The sequence below is a fragment of the Chlorobaculum tepidum TLS genome (assembly GCF_000006985.1).
Classification (GTDB): Bacteria; Bacteroidota; Chlorobiia; order Chlorobiales; family Chlorobiaceae; genus Chlorobaculum; species Chlorobaculum tepidum.
Window position 1 is genome coordinate 466053 of the sequence record NC_002932.3, and the last position, 24660, is coordinate 490712.

Genomic DNA, 24660 nt, shown 5'->3' on the forward strand with positions numbered 1-24660 from the left:
TTGAGTAAGACCCTTCCCAATTATAGGGCACCTGTTGTACAAGAGCAAATTGTTTTTACTTATTCCCTTAGCTGAGCCTGTTCAGCTAAGTGTGTAAACGGTCGTTTTCATAGAGGCACCCTTCCCTCGAATTTAATGGAAAACTGATTGATGACCGCCCCCCAGTTTTTGATTGGCATCGTCCATTTTTTGGCAATATTCTGCATGGCAAGATAGATCAGCTTGATAATCGATTCGTCAGTCGGAAACGAGCCTTTGGTTTTCAGCACTTTGCGCAGCGAGCGGTTCAGCGACTCGATGGCGTTGGTCGTGTAAATGACCTTCCGGATTTCTGGCAGATAATCGAAAAACGGGATGATGTGCTCCCAATGCCGCTGCCAGAGCTTGCTGACCGAGGGATATTTGCCGTCCCATTTGTCGGCGAAGAGGTGCAATGCCACTTCGGCGGCCTCGGCGGTTGGTGAGCCGTAAATCGTTTTCAGATCGGCACAGAACTCTTTGCGATCTTTCCACGATACGTATTTGACGGAGTTGCGCACCATGTGCACCATGCACAGCTGCACCTCGGTTTTCGGAAACACCGCGGCGATGGCGTCCGGAAAGCCGACCAGCCCGTCAACGGCAGCAATCAGGATGTCCTCGACGCCCCGGTTTTTGAGTTCGGTCATGACGCTAAGCCAGAATTTGGCCCCTTCGTTCTGCGAAATCCACAGTCCCAGCAGCTCCTTGTGGCCATCCATGGTGATGGCTAAGGCCAGATAAACAGCTTTGTTACAGGCCCGTCCGTCTTGACGGCCCTTGACGACAATGCAGTCGAAAGAGACGATGGGATAGAGCGCCTCGAGCGGGCGGTTCTGCCAGGCGCGTACGTCGTCGAGCACCGCGTCGGTCACGCTGCTGATGAGCGCTTCGGAGACTTCGACCTGGTAGAGTTCCAGCAACATGGCCTGCATGTCGCGGACGCTCATGCCGCGGGCGTCCATGGCCAGGATTTTGTCGTCGAAGCCCTTGAAGCGCGTCTGGCGCTTCGGGATCAGTTGCGGCTCGAAGCTGCCGTTGCGGTCGCGCGGGGGGTGGATGGTGAACTGATCGTTTTACTGCCGTAACCGTTACGGCTGTTCCTGCTATTCGGGACGATCGGGGTGTGCTTGGGATAGCCGAGGTGTTCATCCAGTTCACCTTCGAGTGCCTTTTCGATTAAGCGCTTTTTGAACTGGTCGAACAGGCCACCTTTGTCAAAAAGGGCTTGGGGGCTGCCGCTTTCTCGCAGAAGCTGCCCGATCAGCTCGCCCTGAATGTCCGGGGTCTTGTTTTTCTTTCTGGTCATAGTTTTGCTCCTTTTTCAATGATAGGAAACTACGACCGTTTACACACTTTATCTTACAGACCCCCTTAGCTGGAAAGGTCGAGTGAGAGTTTTCCGGCTTATTGCGCGTATTCACTCGACTTTCAACTGAATTTGCCGAGGCTTTTCGTTTTAGGACTTCTATCCACCATTTCGAGCGCGGTGCGCCAAGCGCCTCTGCGCCCCATCGATAGCGGGACTTGTCTCTGAATATTTCGATCAGTCCTGCACGTGTGTAATATTGAGCCTTGTACTGTTTGAACCATTTGAAAAGTTGCCAATGAGAATCTTTACTTGGCGACCATGAGGCAGGAATAGACGCAGGATCAATGTAAACGATATATGCTGGTTGAGCATTCTCTATCTCGCGGGCCATCTGTTCCTGCATTTCCAGGGAAAAGTCATGACCTTCCATCATGGCATAGGTGTAAATATAGCCTGTGGAGGCACGCCGCCTGGAGTAAAAGTAAATCTGGGGTTCGGATCCGATGACGGCAACGTATTCATTTTTCCCGGTATGGGATCTGATGTAATCGGCAATTTCAAGGGACTCTGGAAAGGGATTCAGGCCGTAGGTAAAGCGGCTGGCAGCGTAAGGGCTCATCCAAAAGAGAAATGCACGCTGTTGGAACAGGGTGAAAGCCATGACAAGTCCGGCAATGAGCACCCCGATGCTGAACCTGCTCAAGTTCGACACGCGGCTTTGCAGGATAGCTGTCAAAGAATTCACGCCCAAACCAGCCCATATTGAAACAACTGGTAACAGGAGTACAAAGTAGTGAGGTCGAAAGAAGAGCCCGGGACAAATAGCGAGAAATGAAAATAGGGTTCTTCGCAGAATATCGTGGGTAAAGGAGCGCTGGGTTACGTCATGATCCGATAGCCATGTTGAGTTTTCCGCAGTAAAACAAAATCCGGATTCGGTAACTCTCGAACCGGTGAAACCCTCTTGCAGAGGCCTTGACGATCTGAATCTTGCTGTTCAAGCCTTCGGAAACTGCGTTGGTGATCGGGTGTTTGAACCAGGTCAAGACGTTGCCGAAATGGCGCTGAAGCAGCTCTTTGACCTTCGTCAACGGAACCAGACCAACCTCATCGATCCGCTTCGACCAGTACTCGAAAAAAAACGTCCCGGCATCAGCGCAACCAAGCTGCCAGAAGGCTCGAAACATATTTTTCAACGACCACGCCTTCCCGGTTCTGAACTCCGCGTCCATCAGCTTGCCCAGCTCGGCCTGTTGCTGCTCACCCATGTTTTCCGGATTACGCAGCCAGACATATGTTGAGCCGATCAGGCGTTTGTCTCCGGCCTTGTCGAGTTGGCGACACTCCTTGCGACGCACCAGATCGACAGCCTCATTGAGATACTTGCTGATATGAAAGCGATCATGCACCAGATCGGCCTTCGGCAACAGCTCTTGAACGGCATGGATAAAGGGTTTCCACATATCGACCGAGACCGCCTTGACCCCTGCTTGCTGGCTGTCGTTCAGCGATGCAAGCAGCTCTTTGGTCGCCTCGGTCGTGCGATGCTCGACCACCTCAAGCACGCGCCTTTCGCCGAGATCAGTCAGCGTTGTGACGTCATGCTGGCCCGCCTTGAAGCTTTTTTCATCGATGCCCAGATACTCGACGGTTTCGGTTTTCCGGCGAACCAATCCTCGCTGAACGGCGCGTCGCATGATTTGATTGACGGTATGCCAGTTCAAGCGCAACAGGCGCGACGCCGCCTTGATATTGGCACAGTGCAACAACAGCTCGACGGCGAAGCTCTCGAACAGCAACGTGAAACGAGAATGCCGTGCCGCCCATGGCGCCTGAACGGTTTTGACTCCATGCTCCTTGCATTGGCAACGAGGCAAACGGGCCACCAGGATCGTCTCGAACTGCATCGTATCAAGATGACGCCACCGCTGCTCAGCGGCATGGTCATAGATGAGGCATGATTGGCCGCAGATTGGACACTCGCCCTGCTTGCCGGTAAAGGCCAGTCTGATCTCCACTTGCCGGCTACTCATCGACAAGTTGACGTTCTCGACTTCCCAGTTTGAGGGAAGACCTAACAGTTGGTGGTAATGGCTTGACAGGCTCTGCATGGGCGGATCAATGTGGTTAGCTTGCTTGAATTGCACGACTACGCCAAGTTACCCATTACAGCCACATCTTTCCACGATATTCTGCGAAGAGCCGAAAATAGCGATAAGATCAGGAGGAGTGTCCGAGACTTCCGCTCATCTTTGTTCCAGATGGGAGGCCGCAAGCCGATGTATGCCAAGAACCATAATGGCCAACTGTCTCTCAGTATCAGACCAAAGTTGTTCAGGAAGTTGTATAATCCGTCTTTAAAAGATAGTTCGCTGATGTATGCTCTCGGATATTTGAAGGTCCAAAACCAGAATTGAGCAAATGAGCCGGAGGCCAGAAAGATTATGCAGACCACGGCGTAAGGTAGCAGTATGCCACTGCACAAGGCAAGCGCGTGCCAGCCAAGAGGCTTCCAGGAGAACGGCCGTCCGCCTGGGTATTGAGTGAAAAATATCACGATGCCAGCCAGGATAAAGGCGAACCCGTGCTGTTTAATGACAAAGCCCAGTCCAAGAAGAAGGCCCGCTGCGAAGAACAGCCACCATCGCCTTTTTTCGAGTGCGATAAGGAGTATCAGGAAGCCCGCCACTGCGGGCACAATGACGAAATGCTCCGCGTTTGCGAAAACGCCTTGAACCGACGGGCTTACTGACAGTACGGCAAAGCTTCCCGCCGCAGCAAGGCCGGTCAGGGGGTTGATCAGGCGGCGCGCAAGCAGAAAGATGAGAATGGAAGTTATGGCGTTTATGAGCAACAGACCTGCATGTACGCCGGTGTGTGTTTGTCCGAAGATCGAGAGCACCAAAGCGTACGCCCCATAGATGCCGGGCAGCTTCATGCTGTAGAGGTGCTCGTAGGGAAGTAGTCCTTGGAGCATCAGCTGTGCGCCATAGGCGTACTCACCCTCATCACGCTCCATTGGGACGTTGAGCAAATGGTACCGGATGCCAGCCACTAACAGAAGCACCGCCAGCAGGAACAACCATGCGCCATGTTCTGCGTGCCTCTTCTGCAAACGAAGCTCCTCTTCCTGCGGCTGCTCAATCTGCCGATCCCACTGTTTACTATCGCGGTTTTTTCCCGGCATGGGGTTCCATGGTTTGTTCCATCAGCCTGTGAGCAATTGCTGTGATGAGTGCGTTTGAGGCAAGCTTCCTTGTAGCCGTTGAACTACTGCTTCAAACCTCTGTAGCGTTCGAGGCCATCGTCAGTTGCATTCAGGGAAAGGTACTCAATATTTGGCGCGCTGCCATAACCGTTCGATGAAAACACGCTGTTGCGTACTCGTCCTTTGCCGTCCTGTAAAGCTGACTTGGTTTACTGTATGACGGCCCTGTTCTGGTGCCCGAACGGTATCGGAAATCTGGCGGGCACGGTGCTCTGGATGCCGAAACCGTCTGGTCTTTGCCGTGGTGGGAACGCGCGGGGCGTGAGGGTTACACGGGGGAGGCACGGATGGTCAGCTCACTCTCCGAAACGCCGAGGCTTTGATTGCGGCGAAGAGCATCGTGCCGGGCGCGATGCCGAGTTCTTCGGCGGCAGAGCGGACGATTTCTGCGACAAGCGTTTTACCGCCCGATTCGAGCACCACGCCTTTTCGCCCGTCCGAGTCGAAGAGTTCGGCGACACGGCATTCGAGCAGGTTGCGGGCGCTGATGGCTTCGGGGTGCTGCTTGAAGAGGATGATGTCGCGCGAGGAGAGTTCAAACAGCGACTCCTCGCCGGTGCGACCTTCCGAAATGATAAGGTGGCCGTTGCCCCACGGGTAGTGGAAGAGGCCGTCTTTCTGTGTCGCGCCGTCGAGGCGGAGCAGGTTGAGGTAGCCGCGCGGGTTGGTGGCCATGCCGGTTCGGGCCAGCTCGTCGGGGGTCGAGATGCCCGCCAGCCGCCCGTCGCGGACGACCAGCACCCGTTCGGTCATGAGCTGCATTTCGGTCAGCGAGTGCGAAATGAAGAGGCACGGAATGCCGAACTCCGCGCTGACGCTGCGCAGGTAGGGGATGATCTGGTAGCGGAGCGAGTCGTCGAGCGCCGAGAGCGGCTCATCCATCACGAGCAGGCGCGGGTTTGCGAGCACGGCGCGGCCCAATGCTACGCGCTGTTTTTCGCCGCCGGAGAGCTTGCCCACGCCGCGACCGACCAGATGCCCCAGATTGAGCACCTCGATGATCGCCTCTGGCCTGATACGCCGTTCCGAAGGGCGGCAGCGCTTGTAGCCGTAGAGCAGGTTCGACTTGACGCCGAGGTGCGGAAAGAGCGTCGCTTGCTGGAACACGATTGAGATACGCCGCTTTTCGGGTGAGAGATCGATCTTTTTCCGGCTGCTGAACAGGCACGTATCGTCGAGGTAAATCTCTCCTGCATAAGGTTTTATCAATCCCGCAATCAGATGCACGAGCGTCGATTTGCCGCTGCCTGATGCGCCGAAGATGCCGACCCGCTCGCCCGAAATTTCGGTTTTTAGCTTCAGGGAAAAGTCGCCCAGCCTCTTTTCGATGTCGATGCAGAGCTTCACGCTTTTCCTCCGTGTTCAAGTTTTTTGCCGATCAGTTCGTGCAAAAAGAGCACGGAGACCGAGAGCGCGATGGAGACCAGGCAGAGCGAGAGGGCCATCGAGGTGCCCGCCGGGGAGCTGGCGTAGTCGTAGATGGCGAGCGGAATGGTTTGCGTGAGGCCGGGAATGTTGCCCGCCACGATGATCGTCGCGCCGAATTCGCCGAGGCTGCGGGCGAACATGAGCGATGATCCGGCCACCATGCCCCGGAACGAGAGCGGCAAAATGACTGTTGCGAGCGTGTCGTACCACGGCGCGCCGAGGCTGCGCGAGGCGTCGATGAGCTGCTGGTCAATCGACTCCATGCCGAGCCGGATCGAGCGCACCAGCAGCGGAAAGCCGACCGTGGCCGAGGCGAGCACGGCGGCTTTCCAGGTGAAGACCAGCTCGATGCCGACAGACGAAAGCGCCTGACCGATCCAGCCGTTGCGCCCCAGCATGAGCAAGAGGAAGTAGCCGATCACCACCGGTGGCAGGGTGAGTGGCAGGTTGACCAGCACTTCGAGCAGCACCTTGCCGCGAAAGCGCTTGAAGACCATCACCCACGCCGTCGCGAAGCCGAACGGCAGCGAGAGCGCCGTGGCGGTGACAGCGACCTTCATCGAGAGCGCAATGGCCGAGAAATCTTCGGGCGTCAGGTGCATGGTTTGTCGCTGAGGCTTTTTACTTCACGGTGAAGCCATATTTCTTCAGAATCGCCGTGGCCTCTTTGCCCTTCAGCCAGGCATAGAAGCTTTTGGCGTCGGCGTTTTTCGCGCCAGCGACGGTCAGCGCAACCGGATAGACGACTTCGGGATAAAGGTTTGCGGGCACGGTGAAAAGTATCCGGGCTTTCTTCGCCATGAGCGCGTCGGTGCGATAGACGAAGGAGCCGTCAACCTCGCCAAGCTCGGCGTACATCAGGCTTTCGCGCACACCCTTGGCTATGATGAGCTTGCCCGCGAGCGTCTGTTTGAGTCCGGCTTTCACGATAGCCTGATCGCGTACTTTCCGGCGGGCACGCTTTTTGGGCTGCCGATGCCGATTTTGCCGAGCCTGGTCAGGTCGCTCATGCTCTTGATTTTCTGCGTGGTCGCGCCCGCGAACACCAGGTCGTTGAAGGCGAAGGTGCGGATGCTCGCTGCATCGACGAGGTTCTTCTCTTTCAGGTAGTTCATCCACTTGACGTTTGCCGAAATGAAAAGGTCCGCCGGAGCGCCCTGTTCGATCTGCTTGGCGAGCGCCCCCGCAGGAGCATAGTTTTTCTGGAAGGTCGTGCCCGGATGAGATTTCGTGTACACGTCGGTCATCTCGTTGATGGCGTCTTTGAGGCTCGTCGCCACGGAGAGGTTGGGTTGATCTGTCCGGCAAGCGCCGGTATGCTCGTCAGTATGACGACGTTGAGCGCGATGCCGATGGCGCGGATGAAGTGCTTCAAGGTTTGCATGATTCGGGTTTGTCAGTTGGATTTTACTGGCAAGATCGAGGTCGAAATGTCGGCAGGTTTGCCGAAGTAAACCGAGGAGAGCACGATGATGTCGATGCCGGTGGCGGCGTACGCGGCGGCGTTTTCGCCGTTGATGCCGCCGGCCGCCGAGACTGCCACGCCGGGAAAGCGGCTGCGGATTTCCGAGACCAGCGCCGCGAGTTCGGCGACCGGCATCTTGTCCACCTGCACCACGTCCGCGCCCGCCGCCGCGATGCGGAGCGCCTCGACGGCGCTGTCCGCCTCGACGAGAATTTTCTGTTCCGGCGCGAGCTTTTTCAGATCGGAGAGCTTGTCGAGGAACGGATCGAGTCCGCCAAGAAAGACGGTGTGCTGGCTGAAGACAAGGATCGATTCGGAGAGGCCGAGGCGGTGGGGAAACGCGCCGCCTGCCATGATCGCCTTCATGGCGATCTTTTTGGTGCCGGGAAAGGATTTGCGCGTCGTGACGACGTTGATGCCGGGGTTGGCGGCGCGGGCGCGTTCGACGATGGTCGCGGTGCGCGTCGAGATGCCGGAGGCGTATTCGAGCAGGTTCATCGCCACCTTCCAGCCCGCGTGCAGCGCCGCCGCCGGGCCGGAAGCTCTCAGAATCTCCGTGCCCGGCGCAGCAATCGTGCCGGACGGAAGCATCGAGAGCACCTCGGCACCGCACTTCGCGAGCACCCGCCCGGCCTCCTCGGTGCAACAGAGCACCGTCCGGTCGCGCGTGGTGAAGGTTATCTCGCCCGGTTCATCGCCGATGCCGAGCAGGGTGGTGGTCAAGTCGCCATAAGGCACGTCTTCTTCGATATATCGCTCGATTTCGCTGTCGGGGGTGAGGCTGTACATTCGTGAATATTTTAGAACGTTATGTGATTTCTGTTATAGCGTAAAGCGCAGGTTCTGGAATTTCTGTGTCGTCCGCGTAATTGTTCTGTTTTCGTTGTTTTGGTCAATAATCCTGATAAATTTAGGGATTAATGCGATTAATCCTAAGAATATTTGTGTTGCGCGTCGCTATGGCTTTGAAAAACTTACGGATATGTTGTCGCGCCTGTTTTCGGTATGTTTTACGGGAAATAACGAATTCTTCCTGACATTGGCAAAAGTGTCCCGGCGCGATGGATTGTCGGGTGGAATGGAGGCTCCTGATCTGACTTCTTGTTCAGCGCAGTTGTTGCCGGGTAATAAACGGCGCTTTTTTCTTATACTTCAGAGCGCCCGGGGAAGAGGAGTCTGATTTCGATTTCGATGGAGGGGGCGTGATCCGTAACGATGAACCAGACCCAACTCGATGGCTGAAACGATTCTCAGGCTTAAAGGAATCCGCAAGGAACTCGAACTGTCGAGGGATGTGCGCCAGACGATCCTTCCCAACCTTTCGCTGGAGATTTTCGAAGGTGAATTTGTGGCCATTACCGGGCCGTCCGGATCGGGCAAATCGACGCTGCTCTACATCATGGGCGGCCTCGACAAGCCGACTTTTGGCAAGGTGTGGCTCGACGGTCAGGAGATTACCGGCCTCGACGAGGCGGAGATGACCGTCATCCGCAACCGGAAGATCGGCTTTATCTACCAGTTCCACTTTCTTTTACCGGAGTTCAGCGCGGTCGATAACGTCATGATGCCAATGCTGATTCGCCGCAAGTATGGCAAGAAGGAGATTCGCGAGCGGGCGATGAAGCTGCTCGACATGGTTGGCCTCGAAGACAAATACACCAACAAGCCCAACCAGCTCTCCGGCGGACAGCAGCAGCGCGTGGCGATTGCCAGGGCGCTGGCCAACGAACCGAAGGTGCTGCTCGGCGACGAGCCGACCGGCAACCTCGATTCGCGCTCGGCCAATAACGTGTATGAACTTTTCGCCCGCCTGAATTGCGAACTGAACCAAACCGTGATTGTCGTCACCCACGACGAAGATTTCGCCAATCGTGCGGGTCGCCGCATTCACCTCGTTGACGGCAAGATCGAGAGCGATTCGCGCACACCCCGGCAAGCAACCGCCTGAAACCACGGAGAACCGATCCATGCTCGAACAGATCAGGAATACCCATCCGCTTGTTTATCAAAACTTTAGCGCTCTGCCGGATGGTGAGAAGCACTTGCGCTCGATTCTCGCTATCGACCGCTACTGGGAGAAGCTCGATCTTCCGGTACCCGACGTGATTCTTGCCGGCTCGCGACTTCCAGTTGACGCCTGCGTCGAGGAGGCGTGCGATATTCTCTACGCTGGAGGCACGCTCGGCCTTTTGCACGCGGCGGTGATGTCGAAAAAGTACGGGCGCAAGGTACTGGTGATCGACCGGGCCGAGCCGGGGCGCACCACGCGGGACTGGAATATCTCGCGTGGCGAGCTGCTGCGCCTCGCCGACACCGGAGTGTTCACCAGCGAAGAGCTGGACTCGACCATCGTTCGAATGTACAAAACCGGCTGGGTGGAGTTCCACGCGCCCGCCGAAAGGCGCAAGCGGCTCTATATGGACGAAGTGCTCGACTGTGCGGTCGATGCCGACAGGCTGCTTGGCATGGCTTGCAAAAAGGTGCTCGCGGGTGGTGGTTCAAAGGTGCTTGGCCACACCAGCTTCGTTTGCTGCTACCAGTTCCCGGATCACCTCGTTGTGCAGGTCGAGGAGTTGTCCGGCAAGCCTCGCTACTTCCGGACGCAGGTGCTTGTGGATGCGATGGGCATTGTTTCGCCGGTGGCGATGCAGCTCAACCGGGGCCGCCCGCAAACGCACGTCTGCCCGACGGTCGGCACCATCGCGAGTGGGTTCGAGAACGCCGATTTCGAGGTGGGCGAAATTCTCGCCAGCACCGAGGACGCGGAGGTCTCCGGCAAACGCGGGCGGCAGCTCATCTGGGAGGGGTTCCCGGCGAAGGGCGACGAGTACATCACCTACCTCTTCTTTTACGACAAGGTCGATTCGCCGAATGACAAGTCGTTGCTCGGCCTTTTCGAGGCGTACTTCCGCAAGCTGCCGGAGTACAAAAAGCCGGGGCCGAATTTCACGATTCACCGGCCCGTTTTCGGCATCATCCCGGCGTACTTTCACGACGGCGCGGGATGTACGCGCGTGGTCTCCGGCGAGCGCATCGCGCTGCTCGGCGACGCGGCCTCGCTCGCCTCGCCGCTCACCTTCTGCGGCTTCGGCTCGGTGGTGCGCAACCTCGACCGCATGACCTCCGGTCTCGACCGCGCCATGCGCGAAGGCCGACTCGGCGCGGCTGAGCTGGCTAACATAAGCGCTTACGAGCCGAACGTGGCCTCGATGGCAACTCTCATGAAGTACATGTGCTACGACCCGGAGACCGACGAGCCCGGCTTCGTCAACGAGATGATGAACGAGGTGATGATTGTGCTCGACGAGCTGCCGCAGCGCTACCGGCAGGCGATGTTCCGCGACGAGATGAAGGTCGAGGAGCTGGTGACGGTGATGCTCAAGGTGGCGTGGCGCTACCCCAAAATCCTCAAGGCGACCTGGAACAAACTCGGCGTGGGCGGGTCGGTCGGCTTCGTGAAAAACCTTGCCGGATGGGCAATATCGCAGAACGAAAAACGCGGTTAACATCGATGGATAAAGCGAAAGCACAACAGGAAATCGGCAAGCTTCGCGCGGAGATCGAACGCCACAATCGCCTCTACTACCTCGAAGCCAAACCGGAGATTTCGGATTTCGAGTTCGACAAGCTGCTTAAACGGTTGATTATGCTCGAAAAGGAGTTCCCGGAGCTGGTGACGCCCGACAGCCCGTCGCAGCGTGTTGGCGGCGGCATCACCAAGGAGTTTCCGACGGTTGTGCACCGCGACCCGATGCTCAGTCTTTCGAACACCTACTCCATCGCGGAGGTGGCCGACTTCTGCAATCGCGTCGAAAAGCTGGTGGCAGCCGAGGGCGGCGGTACGCCGGAGTACGTCGCCGAGCTGAAGTATGACGGTGTGGCGATCAGCTTGCTCTACCGCGACGGTCTGCTCGTTTGCGGCTCCACGCGTGGCGACGGTCGGCAAGGCGACGAGATCACGGCCAATCTCCGGACAATCCCGTCGATTCCGCTTCGGCTCGAAATGCCCGATCTGCCGCTTTTCGGCACAGCATTGAGCGGCGAAATCGAGGTGCGCGGCGAGGTCTATATGCGCAAGGACGATTTCGAGCGGCTCAACGAGGAGCGCCCGGAGGAGGAGCGTTTCGCCAACCCGCGCAACGCCACCGCCGGCACGCTCAAGTTGCAGGACTCGGCGGAGGTCGCGCGGCGCCGGATGTCGTTCGTGGCCTACTATCTCAAGGGGTACGACGGCGAAGCGCCCACGCACCTGAAGCGGCTGGAGCAGCTCAAAAGCATGGGCTTCATGACCGGCGCGGCGGCTAAGCTTTGCAAAGGGATGGACGAGATTGCCGACTTCATCGCCGAGTGGTCGGAGAAGCGCTGGACGCTGCCGTACGAAACCGACGGCGTGGTGCTCAAGCTCAACGAGGTCAGCCTGTGGGAGCGGCTCGGCGCGACCGCCAAAAGTCCGCGCTGGGCGATTGCCTACAAGTACCCGGCGCAGCAGGCCAAGACCGTGCTGCAAGGCGTGGTGTTCCAGGTCGGGCGGCTCGGCACCATCACGCCGGTGGCCGAACTCAAGCCGACCAGGCTCGCTGGATCGATCGTGTCGCGCTCGACCCTGCACAACTTCGACGAAATCAAACGGCTTGGCGTGCGCATTGGCGACCACGTTATGATCGAAAAGTCGGGCGAAGTAATTCCGAAAGTGGTCAGCGTCGTGCTCGACGAACGCCCGGCGGAAACCGCCGAAATCGAAGTGCCGTCGGAGTGCCCGGTTTGCGGCACCAGGCTGGAGCGGCCCGAAGGCGAGGTGAACTGGTATTGCCCCAACGAGGAGGGATGCCCCGCGCAGAAGCGAGGCCGCATTCTGCACTTCGCCTCGCGCAACGCCCTCGACATCCAGAACCTCGGCGAGTCGCTTGTTACGCAGCTCGTCGATCGTGGCCTCGTGAGCGACGCGGGCGACCTTTACAGTCTTACTCAGGAGCAGCTCGCGGGCCTCGACCGCATGGCTGCCAAATCGGCGCAAAACGTGCTCGACGCGCTCGAAAAGAGCAAAAAGCAGAGCTACGCCCGCCTGCTCTTCGCCCTCGGCATCCGCCACGTCGGCGCAGCCACGGCCCGCGAACTGGCCCACGCCTGCCCCTCCATCGACCGCCTCCGCGAGATGGATGAAGAGGCGCTCGCCGCCGTGCCCGACATCGGCCCCGTCATCGCCGCAAGCATCCGCGACTTCTTCGCCAAACCGTGGGTGCAAGCGATGCTCCAAAAGCTCGCCGAAGCCGGGCTGCCGATGCAGGCGGGAGAGGAAAAGGCGCTCGTTAACAACAATTTTGAAGGACAAAGCGTCATCTTCACCGGCGCACTGGAACGCCACGTCCGCCAGGAGGCCGAAGAGATGGTACGCGAACGCGGCGGCAGAATCGTCAGCTCGGTGAGCAAAAAGACAACACTCGTTGTCGCAGGCAAAGAGGCCGGAAGCAAGCTTGAAAAGGCGATAAAGCTGGGAGTGAAGGTGATTGACGAGGATGAGTTCGAGCGGATGCTGTGAGGGTGGATGTACGGTTATAAAATCAGAATCAGGTTCTTCGCAGAATATCGTGGGTAAATGGTGAATATGGGTCAATCGACTGAGGCACGGCCAAAACGAATGCGCTCTGCAAAGAGTGTCCGGTCAAAGGATAAATCACCTTAACGCTTTATCATATGATGAGTTATAAATGTCTTTGACCGAACTGTTAAACTTGTTCATCAGGGATGGTCATGTGAGCATCCTTCATGCCACCCACGAAATTCTGCGAAGAACCACCATCAACCTCAATCAAAATTCATGGAACCGCATTATCGTGTAACTATTTTCGGGTCGGCCCGGATCAGTGAGGGGGACGAGGCTTACCGGGATGTTTATGACATCGCTCGCGGGCTGGCGGCCGAGGGGTTTGACATCGTGACCGGCGGTGGGCCGGGGTTGATGCGGGCGGCCAATTCCGGATCGAAAAGCGTCTCCAACGGAGGGCAGTCGATCGGGCTGAATATCAAGCTGCCGCATGAGCAGTGCCCGAATCCGTATCTCGACATCAAGGAGGAGTTTGACCGGTTCAGCGGGCGGCTCGACGCCTTCATGGCCATGTCCGACGCGGTGGTGGTTGCGCCCGGCGGCATCGGCACCATGCTCGAACTCTTTTACTCCTGGCAGCTTGTGCAGGTGCAGCACCTCTGCGAAACGCCAATTATCCTTTTCGGCGAAATCTGGACCAGCCTGCTCCTTTGGCTTGAAACCGAAGTACTGCCGCGCCATCTGTTCGAGCGCAAGGATATGCATTCAATATTTCACGTCATGGAAGCCTCAGAGGTGGTTGATCTGATCATCAAAATCCACAAAGCCCGGCCAGAGACGGAGCACGTCTGCCGGAATTTCAACAAGTATCGCCTCGACATCGAACAGGCAGGAAAAAAGTGAATCGTGGAACGGAAACTTCAAGAAATTCTCGATAGCGCGATTCCCCTGACGCAGGCCATGGGGATTGTCGTCGAGCGGTACACCGGGCGCGAACTGACCATTATTGCGCCGCTGGCCAACAATTTCAACCATCTCGGCACGGCCTTCGGCGGCAGCCTCTACATTGCCTGCGTGCTCTCCGCGTGGGGGCTGCTCTACCTCCGGCTCCGCGAAGCCGGAATCAAAGGCAGCATTGTGATCCGCAAAGGGAACGCCGAGTATCTCCGACCCGTCACGGGCGACATTGTAGCCACCGGCACCCTGCCGACAGAAGAGGAATTTGCCGCGCTTATCGAGAGCTTCGACCGAAAAGGAAAAGCGAAGATGACGATCTGCGCGGTCATCGAGGTTGAGGGCAAGGTTGCGGTGAAATTCGAGGGGGAGTTTGCGGTGGTGAGGTGAGGGGGAAAATTTGTTTTGTCTATACAAAATATGTAGAATTCTGAATGTTTGAATGGGACGAAAACAAGCGGTTGAGTAATCTTGAAAAGCACAACCTTGATTTTGTGGATTCCCGACTGCTTTTTGACGGAAAACCAGCGATTACGGTAACGTCAGCTGTTTCCAGCGAAACGAGGTATCTGACAACGGCTGAAATCAGCGGCAAGTTTTACAGCGTTGTCTGGACATGGCGGGGAGATGTCCGCAGAATTATATCATTCAGGAGAGCAAGAGATGAAGAAGAAAGAGCATAGCGTCAGGTATACGGATGAAGAGTTGCGCGCCATGCAGGAGCGTGGCGAGAGCGAGAGTGATTGGAAGACGGCTGCGGCTATGACGGATGAAGAGATCGAGGCAGCTATTTCCAGCGATGAAGATGAAGCGGGCACGGTTCTTGACTGGTCGACGATAATGGTGACCCCGCCTCAGCCTAAAGTAGTGCTCAACATGCGCGTCGATTACGAGGTGATGGAGTTTTTTCGAGGCCAGGGGAAAGGGTACCAGAAAAAAATCAATGCCGTGTTGCGTTCCTATGTGGAGCATCAGCGTAAGTCTGGCGGTGTAAAGGCTTAGAGTTTTTTTAGGTCACAATAAAATTTCCGGAGGTCCTGTTCCGGTAAAATGAAAAAGGTGAAGTTTTTATGCTTCACCTTTTTGCTTTGACGTCATATCAAACTCTTGCCTCACTTCATGGCCACGTACAAAATAGAGGTCTCGAAGGTCATCGGGAAGTACTCGGCCTTTTTGAATCCCGCGTTTTTCAGAATTTTCGTGAACGCTTCGGCTTGGGGGAACTGTTCCACCGAATTGGGGAGGTAGTCGTAAGCAAAGGTCGATTTGCTGAACATTCCGGCGATTTTCGGTAGGACGTTCTTGAAGTAGATCAGGTAGAGCTTTTTCATCACCGCGTTGCGCGGAATCATCGGCTCGATGATGTAAGCGCAGCCGCCGGGCTTGAGCACGCGGTGGAACTCTTTCATACCCTGCGCGAGGTCTTCGAAGTTCCGGACGCCGAAGCCTGCGCTGACGACGTGGAAGCTCCGGTCGTCAAAAGGCATCTTTTCAGCGAAGCCTTCCAGGAACTCGATGTTCGGGTACTTCTTGCGCGCGATGGCGAGCATCTCGGGAGAGAGGTCGTAGCCGGTCACCTTTGCACCGGGGATCTTTGCCATTGATGCGGCCAGGTCGCCCGTGCCGGTGGCCACGTCGAGAATTTTCGGCTCGCGTTCGCCTTCCAGCTGCTTGCGGGCCTTTTTGGCGGCTACGACACGCCAGTAGTTGTCGATGCCGAGGCTCAGCAGGTGGTTGAGGAAGTCATAGGTCGGCGCGACCTCGTCGAACATGTTGCGGATCGAGGAGCGTGACTTGGTTTGTATGAGGGACTTTGCGGTCTCTTTGGAACTACTCATCAAGGGTCAGCTTTGTTTGCCGTAAACCTCTTCGGGATCGAACATCAGCGTGTCGCAGATCTCCATCGACTCGCCGTCCACCGTTCTCCGGTAGAAGCAGGAGTGGTAGCCGACATGGCACGCGCCGCCTTTCTGCGAGACCTTGAGCAAGAGCGTGTCGCCATCGCAGTCGATGAGTATGTCGTGCACCTCCTGCATGTTTCCCGACGATTCGCCTTTGAGCCAGAGCTTGTTGCGGCTGCGGCTCCAGTAGCAGGCCTTTTTCTTTTCGAGGGTCATTTTGAGGCTTTCGAGATTCATCCAGGCCATCATCAGCACCTTGCCGGTTTCGTGATCCTGCACGATGGCGGGCACCAGCCCGTTGCTGTCGAATTTGACCGTTTCGAGAAAGCTCTTCTGCGTCTCTTGATTCTCGCCCATTGAAGCTGTAGATTAGAATTTTTTCCGTAATGCCTGCGTTTAATGCCTGCGTTCAATTCAGCCGAAAGAGCCATCAGAAAACGCCCGGCAGGAAGATTTGCAAGATTGTTAAAAATATTGAAAAACCAAGGGTGTAATCGGGAAAAAATCACCGGTTTTCCGGCTCGCTCTTTTTGAAAAACTGTTTGGCCTCGTCCGCCGGGGCGATGTGTAACCGTTAATTCCCATTCCCTGACGATATGCAGAATTTGCAGAAGATGCTTCCGAAGTTCTCGATAGCCCTGGCCGTGGTGTTCGCCGCGACCATCGGCTACTTGCTGACCCGGGGCAATACCGTCGATGTCGAGGCGCGCAAAATTTCGAGATCGGAACTGGTCGAGGCGATCTATGCAACTGGCTACGTCGAGGCGGAGAACATCGCCAACCTGAGGGCCGAGTTCTCCGGGACGGTTCGCTCCATCGGCGCGCTCGAAGGGCAACGGGTCTCGAAAGGGCAGGCGATCATCGTGTTCGACAGCGTGCAGCCGCGCCTGGCCGTCAATGAGGCGCGCGCTGCCGTGGCTGAAGAGATGGCCGCCGTTCACGATAACGACCTCCGGCTACAGCGGAACCGTACGCTGTTTCAGGCTGGCGCGATTTCCCGTCAGGATTTCGAGGCGGCGGAACGCAACAGCACGGCGTCCCGCGAAGCGCTCCGGCAGCGCCAGATGCAGCTCAAGAGCCGCGAGGACGATCTGAAAAAGCTGGAGGTTGTTGCACCGTTCAGCGGAATTCTGACACTTCAGAATGTCAAGGAGGGCGATTACGTCCAGTCCGGCACGCTTGTGGCGACCGTGACCGATTCATCCCGCTACCTCGTGGTGGTTGAAGTTGACGAACTCGATGTGCCGCGTCTGCGCACCGGTCTCAAGGCGGTGATCGCTTTCGACTCGATGCCCGAGAAGCGTTTCGATGCCACCGTCGTGCGCATTGTGCCGCAGACTGACCGGGTAACGAAAACTTCGCGCGTCTATCTGAAACTCGATGATTCGGTGGCGGCGATCCAGGGCGGCATGACCGCAACGGCCAACATCATTTACAATACGAAGAAGGGAACGCTGCTGGTCAGCAAAAGCTCCGTGTTCGAGGAGGAGCACCAGAGCTACGTCTGGAAAATTGTCAAGGGCAAGCTGAAAAAGCAGCCGATTCGCACCGGCGACAGCGATCTTGTGTTCATCGAGGTGGTCAAGGGGCTCAATGCCGGGGATGTGGTTGTCACTTCACCGCAGGAAAACTACCGCGACGGCATGGAGGCGCGGATTGTCAGGGAGTCTCCGAAAAAGCAGTCGTAAGCGTCATCCGTGAGCGCGAAGCGAATGTCCGTGATGCTGGCAGCCCATGCCGAGGCTGAAACCACCGGTTTCTTTGAGAACTACCAGGTGAGCCTGCATACCCTCCTCAGGCGTGCGTCGGAGATCATTCCTGTCCCCTTGCCGCTGCGGTATTTCATATCGTTCAGCTCCTCGGTCAGAAAAAAGATCGCAGGCAAGCGGGCCGGCTCGCCCCAGAATCCGCTGACGAGGCTTCAGTCGTGCGCGCTGCAGACGCATCTCGACGCGATCTCTCCCGGCGTGGAGTTCGGGGTGACGGCGACGCCTCACGGCGCTTATCGAGTTCGATCCACGAATGCCGTGGGGCACGGTCACGAGCGCATTTCTAAACCATGATGTGGGCGGCAAGTGGAGCACGCCCTCTTTCGATGAGGCTGCTCGGCTGGTGCTTGGCAGGGGGTTCCATCATGTGTCGCTGTGTGCCGCCGGTTATTTTTCCGACGGCAACGAGACGATCCATCGTGAATCGGTGCTCTCTGCCATTGACCCATCCGTCCGGGTCGAAACGATTCCTTGCCTGAACGATTCGCCTCACCTGATCGCATGCCTTGCCGGAAGAGTTGTCGCCGCATCCCGGCAGATTCTGGCTTTTTCCGGTGATTTGAAGGGCCGGAGCGTATGAATCGAACGTAACAGGCTTATATTATATAATGTGAAACATTTCGCTGATCGTGCATTGACATCCGTTTCTATGGAAAACGCGTCGGCGTCACACCCAATTGTCCGCTTCTCCAGTGTATGAGGAGATGCCGGTTTTTCAACTACTTCTTTCCGTTTCCTGACGAGGAGCGGGCAAGACCAACGACAAGGACACCACTATGGAGCACAGCCGTGAAACGATTGCGATGCTTATCGATGCCGACAATTCGCCGAGCGACAAGATCGATTTCATCCTGGCCGAAATGGCCAAATATGGCGTGGTCAACATCCGCAGGGCCTACGGCAACTGGAAGAGCCACTCGCTGAAAGGGTGGGAGGACAAGCTGCATGATTACGCCATCCGTCCGATCCAGCAGTTCGATTACACCAAAGGCAAGAACGCGACCGACATGGCGATGACCATCGACGGCATGGATCTGCTCTTCAGCAAAAAGCTCGACGCCTTCTGCATTGTGTCGAGTGACAGCGATTTTACGCCGCTCGTGATGCGTATTCTGTCGGAAGGGTTGAACGTTTACGGATTTGGCCAGAAATCGACCCCGTTGCCATTCGTGAATGCCTGTTCCACCTTTCTTTATCTCGATTCGTTTGCCGGTGAGAAGGAGCAGACCAAGAGCGACAGCTGCCGGCGCAAGAGCAGCCACGAGCTGAGGAGCGATGGCAAGCTTCGGACGCTGCTTCTCAACGCTGTTGACAGCGCGCAGGAGGAGGATGGCTGGTCGAACCTTGCCAAGATCGGCAAGAACATCGCCAACCAGGCGTCGTTCGATCCGAGGAACTACGGCTTTAAGCGCCTGTCTGATCTGGTTCGTGCTATTGATATGTTTGATATCGAGTTCCGGAACAACAACTCCGAACTCTACATTCGCGACAAACGCAAGGGACGCAAGTACGAAACCCTGCCCGTCGATGCTCCGGCGACGGCTCCTGTTTCGGTTGTGCCCGAACCGGTAGCAGTAAAGCCGGTCGAACCGCAAGCGGAAGAGTCGCAACAGCCTGCGTCAGAACCTGCACTGAAGAGCACTTCCGAGCCGCAAGTGGTGCAGCTTTCTTCACCCGGACCTGAATCGGTTGCGCCTGAAGTGCCTGCATTGAAGCCTGTCGAACCGGAAACCCCCATGCCTGTGACTGAGACGGCGGAGTCTGCTGCCGAGTTGCCAGTTTCGACCGAAGCCAAGCCGAAGAGAACGGCGAGGTCAAGGATAACCAAGCCGCGCTCGACCTCCTCGAGAAAAACAAAAGTTGCCGCAGAGCCGACGAGCGAAACCGCAAAGTCAACGGGAGACTCCGCCGTTGTGGCACCTGCGCCGGCGAAAACTGAAGTTGTTCAGGCGACGGTGGAAACTCCGGAGCCGGAGAAGAAAACCCGGCGTCCCGCTCGACGCCGCACGACTCGTAAAAAGAGCGAGGGGGAGAGTGACGCTGTACCGGCAGAGTAGTCGTCGCTTTCCGTGATTCCCGGAATGGGACGGATGGGACTTCTGAAATGGCAGAGATGAAGACGATTCTACAGGTTTTTTAGTTGTCAGGGCGGTTTGCGAACCGCCCTTTTGGTTGTAGGCAAAACGGCATTGAATCAATGGACAATCTCATTCTTATTGCAGTATCGTTTACTGCGGGGTTGCTGATGCGCCGGTTCAGTCGGATGCCGGAGCAGACTCCGGTTGCCCTGAATATGTTCATCATTTACGTTTCATTACCGGCTATGGTGCTGAATTATCTTCATGGCCTCGATTTCAGACCATCGATGTTCCTGCCCGCTTCGATGCCGTGGCTTACCTTCGGTGTATCGGCGCTGTTTTTCGTTGTCGCAGGCAAGCTTCTGAAGCTTCCAAGAGCGACGGTCGGCTCGCTGATTCTTTGCGGTGGGCTGGGCAATACCTCGTTTTTCGGTTTTCCGATGATCGAGGCGTTTTACGGAAAGCAAGGGATCGTGCACGGCATCATCATCGACCAGCTCGGCAGCTTTATGGTAGTTTCGATTCTCGGCGTCACCGTGGCCGGTATCTATTCACACGGAAGCACTGATGTTCGCAGCATTGTCAAGCGGGTGCTGCTGTTTCCCTCGTTTATCGCCCTGATTGCGGCCGTGCTGCTCAATGATGTGATATACTCCGCATCGTTTGCGAATCTGGTCAAACGGCTGAGCGACATGCTTGCGCCGCTGGCGCTCTTTTCGGTAGGCTTTCAGTTCAATCCGGGCCATATCGGTAAAAGCCGGAACACGCTTGCGCTAGGGCTTGCGTTCAAACTCGCCGTGGTACCTGCGGTGATGTTCGTGATCTATGTGATGGTTGCAGGGATGCAGGGGCTACCCGCGCGCATCACCATTTTCGAGGCGGCCATGCCGACCATGATCACCGGCGGTATCATCGCCGCCGAACACCAGCTCGACCCGCCGCTGGCCAACCTCATGGTGTCTTTTGGCCTGCTGGTTTCGTTTGTGACGCTTGCTTTGTGGACGGTAGTGCTGCGCGGGGTTTGAGGCGAGGAGCGCAGTTTCCGGTTTGGGGACTTATGAGCCCTGTAACCTCAGCGGGAGTTCGAGGCCGTTCGCTTCGAGCAGCTCGCGGTTTGAGAGGATTTCTTTTGCCGGGCCGTCGGCGACGATTTTTCCACTGTTCATAATGCAGACCCGCTCGCAGGTTTCCCAGATGAAGTCGAGGTCGTGGGAGACGGTGAGTTTCGTTGTCGCCAGGTTGTTGAGCAGGCCGATGAGCATCCGGCGGTTGCGGGGGTCGAGGTCGGAGGTGGGTTCATCCATCACGAGCAGCTTCGGCTGCATGACGAGCACCGCTGCCAGTGCGGCGAAGCGTTTCTGGCCTTGCGACAGGTGCGCGGGCGCTTTGTCGCGCAGCTCCCAGAGGCCAAACAGCCGCAGCAAACGCTCGGCTTCGGCGTGGCTCGCGGCCTCCTCCATGCCGAGATTCGACGGGCCGAACAGCATGTCGTCATAGACTCTTGCCATGAAGAGCTGGTCGTCCGGGTTCTGGAACACCAGCCCGACCATTTTCCGGATCTGCTCGATTGCTTTTTTGTCCACCTTCAGCTTCCCGATTCTTACCGACCCCGACTGCGGCAGGTGCCAGCCGTTGAGGTGATTGACGAGGGTCGATTTGCCCGCCCGTTCGATCCGGCGATGCCGAGCGATTCGCCCTTGCCGACGTAGAGGTCGATGCCGTCGAGCGCTTTGGTGCCGTCGGGGTAGGTGAAGGCGAGCTGTTCGATGTCGATCAAACCGGAATCTCCTGCGGGAAAATTGTTCAGAAAAGGTGGCGGACAAGGGCGAAGAGCGCCGCTGCGCCTGCGATGGCGAACAGATCGCCGGGCATCAGTGCGATGGGCGGGTGCGAGTCGAGAGCTGAGCGGAAGCCGCGCGCGCTCATCGCCATGTAGCCTGTGCCGGGGATCGTGAAGTTTATCATCTGTGCTGCGAAAACGAACGCGCCCATGACCCCCATGAGCACGGTTTTCGAACCGTCGGATTCCGAGGGGATTTTTCTTGCCGACAGGCCGATCATTCCTGCGCTGACCGCCCAGAACGCACCGCCAACAACTGGCGAAAGCAGAGCATCTGACATGTGCATAATTCGTACTCCCGTGATTTGGTTAGAATCGCATGGTCACGCCTGCGAGCAGCGTGGTGTCGGTTTCGGCGTCATTCAGGCCGCCTTTGATGCCGATGTCGAGATCGGTATTGTCGTTGACGGCGTAGATCAGGCCGCCGAGAATCCAGGCCGGATCGGTATCGGAATCCTTGTCGGAATTGGTTTCGATGCCGATGTCGCCCACGGCCCGGAGCTTGTCGGTCACGTTCAGCTCGGTGGCCATCGAGGCGTGCCAGATGTTTTTTCTCGATGATTCACTGATTTCGTCGAGCTTGTAGGCGTTACGGCTGTAACCGAGGTTGACGTGGAAGGTGGCCAGTTTGGCTTCGCGCGTGGCGATGAGCGTGACGTCGCCCGAAACCTTGCCGGTGCCGAAGCCTTTGTTTTCATCACCCGTCGGGATGGTGAGACCGGGTTTGATGGCGAGGTTGAAGCCGCTGTCCGGGAGTTCGTAAAAGCGCCATTTGATTTGCAGGGCGAGGTCACCAATGCCGTTTTCATCAGCCACCTTCAAGCCATTCTCTTTTACCGTGTCCCACTCCCAGGGCAGGCCAACGACCAGATCAATGTTGTCTGTCAGGCCGTAGCTGAAGGTGGCCGAAATAGCACCGCCGGTCTCCTTGCACGATACTCCCGCTTCGGTTTCCTTGTCGCTGGTGGATTCAAAGCCGATTTCGATCTGGCCGTGGCCTGCGCCCTGGGTGCCGGTGTCGTCGGTTACGAGCGGCATGGCGGCGAAGAGCGGCGTCGAAGAGAGCATGAGCGCCGAGACGAGAAGGGTGGCTTTTTTCTGCATGTCGAAGGTGCTTGTGGTTGGTGATAGCATGAAAATAAAATTAGTGCTATCGCCGGGCAACAGGTAACGGTGTTGAATCGTTCTGCAGAGAACTTTTCAACGCTGCCTTGTCAATCAGCGGAGGAGAGGGAGAGGTCGAGATGCTTCACGCCGACCAGCACCTTGAGGGCGCTGGAGAGCTTTTCGATCTCCGGGGCGTTGCCCTTGACGGCGATCACTTCGAGGCAGTTCTCGTGGTCGAGGTGCACGTGCTGGGTCGAGATGATGAGGTCGTGGAAGTCGTGCTGGATGTCGATCAGGCGGTTGACCAGATCGCGCTTGTGGTGGTCATAGGTCATCACGATGGCCCCGGCCACCAACCCGCCTTCGGCGGTGGTTTTGCGGAGCAGCTCCTCGCGGATGAGGTCGCGGAGCGCCTCCGACCGGCTCTGGTAGCCCTGGGCCTTGATGTGCCGGTCGAAAGACTCGATCAGTTTCCTTTCAAGCGAAATGCCGAAACGGTAGAGGTCGCTCACGTGCTTACCACTCGTTGAAGTTCTTGGCCGTGCCGCCGAGCTTTTCGTTGATGGCAGCCGCCGCTTTGCGTCCCGCGCCCATCGCGAGAATCACGGTCGCGCCGCCCGTGACGATGTCGCCACCGGCGTAAACGTTCTCCTTGGAGGTCTGCATGGTGTTGACGTCAACGACGATGGTCTCGCGTTTGCTGACCTCGATGTCGGGTGTCGTCTGGTGGATGAGCGGGTTGGGGCCGTTGCCGATGGAGATGATCGCCATGTCGATGGGCAGGATGTACTCCGAGCCTTCGACTGGTACCGGGCGGCGGCGTCCCGAATCGTCGGGTTCACCCAGCTCCATTTTCTGGCACTTCGCGCCGGTGAGCCACGCCTTTTCATCGCCGACGAATTCAAGCGGTGTGGTGAGCAGCAGGAACTCGATGCCCTCCTCCTTGGCGTTGTGAATCTCCTCCTCGCGGGCGGGCATCTCTTTTTCGGAGCGGCGATAGACGATGTAGGCGTGCTCCGCTCCGAGCCGTTTGGCCGTGCGTACGGCGTCCATCGCGGTGTTGCCGCCGCCGAAGACCGCGACGTTTTTACCCTTGCAGTCGAACACCGGCGTGTCGCTGCTCTTCAGGAAGTCGTAGGCCTTCATGAGGTTCACCCTGGTGAGGAACTCGTTGGCCGCGAGTACGCCGACGAGGTTCTCGCCCGGAATGCCCATGAACCAGGGCAGACCCGCGCCCACGCCGATGAAAACCGCGTCGAAACCTTCCTCTTCCATCAGCTCGTCGATGGTGATCGTGCGTCCGACCACCACGTCGGTGCGGAACTCGATGCCCATGCGGCGCAGGCCGTCAAGCTCTTCGCGGACGATCTCCTTCGGCAGACGGAATTCCGGAATGCCGTACATCAAAACACCGCCGAGTTCGTGCAGCGCCTCGAACACCACCACCTTGTGGCCGTACTGGGCCAGGTCATTGGCGCAGCTCAGGCCGGCCGGACCACTGCCGACAACGGCAACCTTTTTGCCGGTCGGAGGCGCGATTTTCGGATCGATCTTCTGGCCGCTGGTGCGTTCGTAATCGCCCACGAAGCGTTCGAGGTTACCGATGGCCACCGGCTCGTGCTTCTTGCCGATGACGCACACCTTCTCGCACTGGTCTTCCTGCGGGCAGACGCGGCCGCAAATTGACGGCAGTACGTTGTCCTCCTTGATCTTTCTGACCGCGCCCATGAAGTCACCCTCGGCGATCAGTTTGATGAACTGGTCGATCTTGATGTTGACCGGACACCCTGCGATGCAGACCGGGTCCTTGCACTGGATACAGCGCAGGGCTTCCTGCTGTGCCTGTTCCGGGGTTAGGCCAAGGTTGACCTCCTTGAAGTTACCGACGCGCTCCACTGGATCCTGAGCGGGCATCTTCTGACGGGGAATGGCCATACGTTCCTTGGTGGTGATAGTACGAGCGTCCATGATTACGATT

The 24660-nt window shown here is 57.3% G+C and carries 25 protein-coding genes and 4 pseudogenes; 12 read left to right on the forward strand and 17 right to left on the reverse strand.

The features are described 5' to 3' along the window. Positions 1-107 precede the first annotated feature (107 nt). The 9 genes and pseudogenes from AYT24_RS02155 to modD all read right to left on the reverse strand — a co-directional run bounded on the left by AYT24_RS02155 (position 108) and on the right by modD (position 8280). A pseudogene (locus AYT24_RS02155) lies at positions 108-1327 on the reverse strand (IS256 family transposase). Beyond that, positions 1236-2033 (reverse strand): hypothetical protein, encoded by a 798-nt coding sequence (locus AYT24_RS02160; protein WP_164926863.1) that lies wholly within the window; start codon positions 2031-2033, stop codon positions 1236-1238. The pseudogene AYT24_RS02155 and the gene AYT24_RS02160 overlap by 92 nt, the downstream one beginning before the upstream one ends. Positions 2034-2214: 181 nt before the next feature. Then, the gene (locus AYT24_RS02165) at positions 2215-3441 is read right to left on the reverse strand and encodes an ISL3 family transposase (protein WP_010932135.1); all 1227 of its coding nucleotides are present in this window, start codon (positions 3439-3441) and stop codon (positions 2215-2217) included. Positions 3442-3479: 38 nt separating this feature from the next. Beyond that, positions 3480-4517, reverse strand: a complete 1038-nt coding sequence (locus AYT24_RS02170; protein WP_010932136.1) for an ArnT family glycosyltransferase — start codon at positions 4515-4517, stop codon at positions 3480-3482. Between the two features lie 372 nt (positions 4518-4889). Then, positions 4890-5945, reverse strand: coding sequence for a molybdenum ABC transporter ATP-binding protein (gene modC, locus AYT24_RS02175; protein ID WP_010932139.1), 1056 nt, complete (start codon positions 5943-5945; stop codon positions 4890-4892). Continuing rightward, entirely contained in the window at positions 5942-6628 is a 687-nt protein-coding gene (gene modB, locus AYT24_RS02180; RefSeq protein ID WP_010932140.1) for a molybdate ABC transporter permease subunit, read from the reverse strand. The genes modC and modB overlap by 4 nt, the downstream gene beginning before the upstream one ends. Positions 6629-6647: 19 nt before the next feature. Next, a pseudogene (modA, locus tag AYT24_RS10700) lies at positions 6648-7273 on the reverse strand (molybdate ABC transporter substrate-binding protein). Further along, a complete protein-coding gene (locus AYT24_RS10430) occupies positions 7270-7410 on the reverse strand; it encodes a hypothetical protein (RefSeq protein ID WP_226986842.1) in 141 nt (46 codons plus the stop codon). The pseudogene modA and the gene AYT24_RS10430 overlap by 4 nt, the downstream one beginning before the upstream one ends. 12 nt (positions 7411-7422) lie before the next feature. Then, positions 7423-8280 carry a ModD protein gene (gene modD / locus AYT24_RS02190; RefSeq protein ID WP_010932141.1) on the reverse strand — a complete coding sequence of 286 codons (858 nt, stop codon included), beginning with the start codon at positions 8278-8280 and terminating at the stop codon, positions 7423-7425. A gap of 445 nt (positions 8281-8725) precedes the next feature. Here modD and AYT24_RS02195 point away from each other — a divergent pair, with 445 nt between their 5' ends. From AYT24_RS02195 to AYT24_RS02225, 7 genes are all read left to right on the forward strand, one after another. After that, positions 8726-9439: an ABC transporter ATP-binding protein gene (locus tag AYT24_RS02195; RefSeq protein ID WP_010932143.1), complete on the forward strand. Its 714-nt coding sequence runs from the start codon at positions 8726-8728 to the stop codon at positions 9437-9439. A 19-nt stretch (positions 9440-9458) separates the two neighbouring features. Continuing rightward, positions 9459-10997, forward strand: a complete 1539-nt coding sequence (cruA, locus tag AYT24_RS02200) for a lycopene beta-monocyclase CruA (protein WP_010932144.1) — start codon at positions 9459-9461, stop codon at positions 10995-10997. A 5-nt stretch (positions 10998-11002) separates the two neighbouring features. Beyond that, positions 11003-13027 carry an NAD-dependent DNA ligase LigA gene (gene ligA / locus AYT24_RS02205; protein ID WP_010932145.1) on the forward strand — a complete coding sequence of 675 codons (2025 nt, stop codon included), beginning with the start codon at positions 11003-11005 and terminating at the stop codon, positions 13025-13027. A gap of 279 nt (positions 13028-13306) precedes the next feature. Next, positions 13307-13936 (forward strand): LOG family protein, encoded by a 630-nt coding sequence (locus AYT24_RS02210; RefSeq protein WP_010932146.1) that lies wholly within the window; start codon positions 13307-13309, stop codon positions 13934-13936. 3 nt (positions 13937-13939) lie between these two features. Then, complete coding sequence (locus tag AYT24_RS02215) at positions 13940-14377, forward strand: thioesterase domain-containing protein (RefSeq protein WP_010932147.1); 438 nt, start codon at positions 13940-13942, stop codon at positions 14375-14377. Between the two features lie 44 nt (positions 14378-14421). Then, positions 14422-14670, forward strand: coding sequence for a BrnT family toxin (locus AYT24_RS02220; protein ID WP_010932148.1), 249 nt, complete (start codon positions 14422-14424; stop codon positions 14668-14670). Further along, positions 14651-14989 carry a BrnA antitoxin family protein gene (locus AYT24_RS02225; protein WP_010932149.1) on the forward strand — a complete coding sequence of 113 codons (339 nt, stop codon included), beginning with the start codon at positions 14651-14653 and terminating at the stop codon, positions 14987-14989. Before AYT24_RS02220 ends, AYT24_RS02225 begins: the two co-directional genes overlap by 20 nt. A gap of 110 nt (positions 14990-15099) precedes the next feature. Here the strand turns inward: AYT24_RS02225 and ubiE are convergent, their stop codons facing one another. Next, positions 15100-15825 (reverse strand): bifunctional demethylmenaquinone methyltransferase/2-methoxy-6-polyprenyl-1,4-benzoquinol methylase UbiE, encoded by a 726-nt coding sequence (gene ubiE, locus AYT24_RS02230; RefSeq protein ID WP_164926864.1) that lies wholly within the window; start codon positions 15823-15825, stop codon positions 15100-15102. Positions 15826-15831: 6 nt separating this feature from the next. Continuing rightward, positions 15832-16245, reverse strand: coding sequence for a phosphoribosyl-AMP cyclohydrolase (gene hisI / locus AYT24_RS02235; protein WP_010932151.1), 414 nt, complete (start codon positions 16243-16245; stop codon positions 15832-15834). 239 nt (positions 16246-16484) lie between these two features. On the opposite strand from hisI, the gene AYT24_RS02240 reads away from it, so the two are divergent. The 5 genes and pseudogenes from AYT24_RS02240 (at position 16485) to AYT24_RS02260 (ending at position 20760) form a co-directional block, all read left to right on the forward strand. Beyond that, complete coding sequence (locus tag AYT24_RS02240; RefSeq protein WP_010932152.1) at positions 16485-17576, forward strand: efflux RND transporter periplasmic adaptor subunit; 1092 nt, start codon at positions 16485-16487, stop codon at positions 17574-17576. 33 nt (positions 17577-17609) lie between these two features. After that, positions 17610-17951, forward strand: coding sequence for a hypothetical protein (locus AYT24_RS02245; protein WP_226986843.1), 342 nt, complete (start codon positions 17610-17612; stop codon positions 17949-17951). A gap of 1 nt (position 17952) precedes the next feature. Then, positions 17953-18237 (forward strand): ferrochelatase, encoded by a 285-nt coding sequence (locus AYT24_RS02250; RefSeq protein WP_010932154.1) that lies wholly within the window; start codon positions 17953-17955, stop codon positions 18235-18237. A 196-nt stretch (positions 18238-18433) separates the two neighbouring features. After that, positions 18434-19231 (forward strand): annotated as a pseudogene (locus AYT24_RS10705) (NYN domain-containing protein); the annotation flags it as partial. A gap of 623 nt (positions 19232-19854) precedes the next feature. After that, positions 19855-20760: an AEC family transporter gene (locus AYT24_RS02260; protein WP_164926866.1), complete on the forward strand. Its 906-nt coding sequence runs from the start codon at positions 19855-19857 to the stop codon at positions 20758-20760. 30 nt (positions 20761-20790) lie between these two features. Here AYT24_RS02260 and AYT24_RS02265 read toward each other — a convergent pair whose 3' ends face one another. The 6 genes and pseudogenes from AYT24_RS02265 to gltA form a co-directional block, all read right to left on the reverse strand. Continuing rightward, the gene (locus tag AYT24_RS02265; protein WP_226986880.1) at positions 20791-21408 is read right to left on the reverse strand and encodes an energy-coupling factor ABC transporter ATP-binding protein; all 618 of its coding nucleotides are present in this window, start codon (positions 21406-21408) and stop codon (positions 20791-20793) included. Beyond that, entirely contained in the window at positions 21336-21512 is a 177-nt protein-coding gene (locus AYT24_RS10435; RefSeq protein ID WP_226986901.1) for a hypothetical protein, read from the reverse strand. Before AYT24_RS10435 ends, AYT24_RS02265 begins: the two co-directional genes overlap by 73 nt. Before the next feature lie 158 nt (positions 21513-21670). Further along, a pseudogene (locus AYT24_RS10710) lies at positions 21671-21862 on the reverse strand (energy-coupling factor ABC transporter permease); the annotation flags it as partial. Positions 21863-21884: 22 nt separating this feature from the next. Then, the gene (locus AYT24_RS02275) at positions 21885-22709 is read right to left on the reverse strand and encodes a transporter (RefSeq protein ID WP_164926867.1); all 825 of its coding nucleotides are present in this window, start codon (positions 22707-22709) and stop codon (positions 21885-21887) included. A gap of 80 nt (positions 22710-22789) precedes the next feature. Further along, positions 22790-23194: a nickel-responsive transcriptional regulator NikR gene (gene nikR / locus AYT24_RS02280; RefSeq protein ID WP_010932159.1), complete on the reverse strand. Its 405-nt coding sequence runs from the start codon at positions 23192-23194 to the stop codon at positions 22790-22792. 4 nt (positions 23195-23198) lie between these two features. Further along, the gene (gene gltA / locus AYT24_RS02285) at positions 23199-24650 is read right to left on the reverse strand and encodes an NADPH-dependent glutamate synthase (protein WP_164926868.1); all 1452 of its coding nucleotides are present in this window, start codon (positions 24648-24650) and stop codon (positions 23199-23201) included. Positions 24651-24660: the final 10 nt, after the last annotated feature.

What these genes read in the sequence shown, in the direction of transcription:
- gltA (WP_164926868.1), bottom strand. Translation starts at nt 24,650, where the DNA reads ATGGACGCTCGTACTATCACCACCAAGGAACGTATGGCCATTCCCCGT.
- AYT24_RS02165 (WP_010932135.1), bottom strand. Translation starts at nt 3,441, where the DNA reads ATGCAGAGCCTGTCAAGCCATTACCACCAACTGTTAGGTCTTCCCTCA.
- AYT24_RS02220 (WP_010932148.1), top strand. Translation starts at nt 14,422, where the DNA reads ATGTTTGAATGGGACGAAAACAAGCGGTTGAGTAATCTTGAAAAGCAC.
- AYT24_RS02275 (WP_164926867.1), bottom strand. Translation starts at nt 22,709, where the DNA reads ATGCTATCACCAACCACAAGCACCTTCGACATGCAGAAAAAAGCCACC.
- ligA (WP_010932145.1), top strand. Translation starts at nt 11,003, where the DNA reads ATGGATAAAGCGAAAGCACAACAGGAAATCGGCAAGCTTCGCGCGGAG.
- AYT24_RS10430 (WP_226986842.1), bottom strand. Translation starts at nt 7,410, where the DNA reads ATGCAAACCTTGAAGCACTTCATCCGCGCCATCGGCATCGCGCTCAAC.
- cruA (WP_010932144.1), top strand. Translation starts at nt 9,459, where the DNA reads ATGCTCGAACAGATCAGGAATACCCATCCGCTTGTTTATCAAAACTTT.
- modB (WP_010932140.1), bottom strand. Translation starts at nt 6,628, where the DNA reads ATGCACCTGACGCCCGAAGATTTCTCGGCCATTGCGCTCTCGATGAAG.
- hisI (WP_010932151.1), bottom strand. Translation starts at nt 16,245, where the DNA reads ATGGGCGAGAATCAAGAGACGCAGAAGAGCTTTCTCGAAACGGTCAAA.
- AYT24_RS02240 (WP_010932152.1), top strand. Translation starts at nt 16,485, where the DNA reads ATGCAGAATTTGCAGAAGATGCTTCCGAAGTTCTCGATAGCCCTGGCC.
- AYT24_RS02170 (WP_010932136.1), bottom strand. Translation starts at nt 4,517, where the DNA reads ATGCCGGGAAAAAACCGCGATAGTAAACAGTGGGATCGGCAGATTGAG.
- AYT24_RS02225 (WP_010932149.1), top strand. Translation starts at nt 14,651, where the DNA reads ATGAAGAAGAAAGAGCATAGCGTCAGGTATACGGATGAAGAGTTGCGC.
- modD (WP_010932141.1), bottom strand. Translation starts at nt 8,280, where the DNA reads ATGTACAGCCTCACCCCCGACAGCGAAATCGAGCGATATATCGAAGAA.
- AYT24_RS02260 (WP_164926866.1), top strand. Translation starts at nt 19,855, where the DNA reads ATGGACAATCTCATTCTTATTGCAGTATCGTTTACTGCGGGGTTGCTG.
- AYT24_RS02210 (WP_010932146.1), top strand. Translation starts at nt 13,307, where the DNA reads ATGGAACCGCATTATCGTGTAACTATTTTCGGGTCGGCCCGGATCAGT.
- AYT24_RS02245 (WP_226986843.1), top strand. Translation starts at nt 17,610, where the DNA reads ATGCTGGCAGCCCATGCCGAGGCTGAAACCACCGGTTTCTTTGAGAAC.
- AYT24_RS02195 (WP_010932143.1), top strand. Translation starts at nt 8,726, where the DNA reads ATGGCTGAAACGATTCTCAGGCTTAAAGGAATCCGCAAGGAACTCGAA.
- ubiE (WP_164926864.1), bottom strand. Translation starts at nt 15,825, where the DNA reads ATGAGTAGTTCCAAAGAGACCGCAAAGTCCCTCATACAAACCAAGTCA.